Consider the following 1,282-nt stretch of genomic DNA (forward strand, 5'->3'; position numbering starts at 1 on the left):
CCTGGCAGGTCCCCGATAGTCGGACCACCGCGTTCTAGAGCCACGGTGTGATTGATGTCAGTCGATCTCGCAGCCCACGGGTTGGTGCGTGTGGGTGCACTGGGCAGCATACTCAGCGGGTGTCAGGTAGCCCAGGGACGAGTGCCGGTGCCGATTATTGTGGTCGTCCTTGAAGTCCTCGATCACGACCCTCGCTTCGAGCAGGCTGGTCCAGTGATTGCGGTTGAGGCATTCCTTTCGTAGTCGGTTGTTGAAGGATTCGATATGACCGTTGTTCCATGGTGTCCCCGGCGGGATGTAGGCGATACCGATCCTGTCCCGGCAGAACTGTTGCAGCGCAGAGGAAATGAACTCCGGTCCGTTGTCCATTCGCAGCACTTGAGGCGGCCCTCCCCACAGCGCGAACGCCTTACCCAACTCCTCGGTCAGCCGCTGCGCGGTGATCGAGCGCTCCACGATGTTGAGCACCGACAGTCTCGTGTGTTCGTCGATCATCGACGCAATCTTGATGGCCTTCCCATCGACGGTCGAGTCGAACTGGAAATCCAGAGACCACACCACTTTCGGGGCGTCGGCTTCGATCTGCGGGCAGGAGCTGATGCCGGCGCGTGTGCGTGGATGGTAGATCCGGACCTGCAGACCCTCCTCCTTCCAGAGTCGGTGGACCTTCTTCTTGTTCACCGACATGCCTACGTCGTGCCTCAGGTGCGCCCAGGCGCGACGAAAACCGTGCAATGGATGCGTGCCTGCATATTTGCGGAGTGCGGCTCTGAGTGTGGCGTCAGGGTCGGCGGGTGTTTCGGCGGTCGGAGTCCGGGCGTAGGTGGATCGGGCGAGCCCAACTGCTTTGCAGGCCAGACGTTTCGACATGCTCATTGTGTTCACGAGCATGTCGACGGCGCGGCGTTTGGCGGCTGGGCTCAGAATTTTCCCCGCGCCACCTCCCGCAGCGCGTCCTTCTTCAGCTCAGCGTCTGCCAGCAGGCGTTTGAGCCGGCTGTTCTGCTCGCGAAGCTCCTTGAGCTCCTTCGCCGCGTCGGTGTCCATCCCGCCGTACTGGCGGCGCCAGTTGTACAACGTCGCCGCCGACACCTCGAGCTCTGCCGCGATCTCCTCCTGCGTCTTGCCTGCAGCGGTGAGTTCATCGGAGCGCCGCAGTGTGCGCACGATGTCCTCGGCAGAGTTCCGTTTCCGTCCAGCCATGTTCTCCATAGTCCTATCCGCCCAGCTCATGGGCAACAAGACTCTAAAACAGGGTGGCCCCGTTCACCGGGGACACGCCA

At 61.9% G+C, this 1,282-nt stretch carries 1 protein-coding gene; it reads right to left on the reverse strand.

What is annotated here, in order from left to right:
• Positions 1 to 57: 57 nt before the first annotated feature.
• Positions 58 to 1,202 (reverse strand): IS3 family transposase gene (locus H2510_RS20530; protein ID WP_397517400.1). Its coding sequence is split into 2 segments (ribosomal slippage): positions 58 to 926 and positions 926 to 1,202, totalling 1,146 coding nucleotides; the frame shifts between segments, so codons are not numbered across the junction.
• Positions 1,203 to 1,282 lie beyond the last annotated feature (80 nt).

This window comes from Rhodococcus sp. BP22, assembly GCF_014281965.1.
Taxonomy (GTDB): Bacteria; Actinomycetota; Actinomycetes; order Mycobacteriales; family Mycobacteriaceae; genus Rhodococcoides.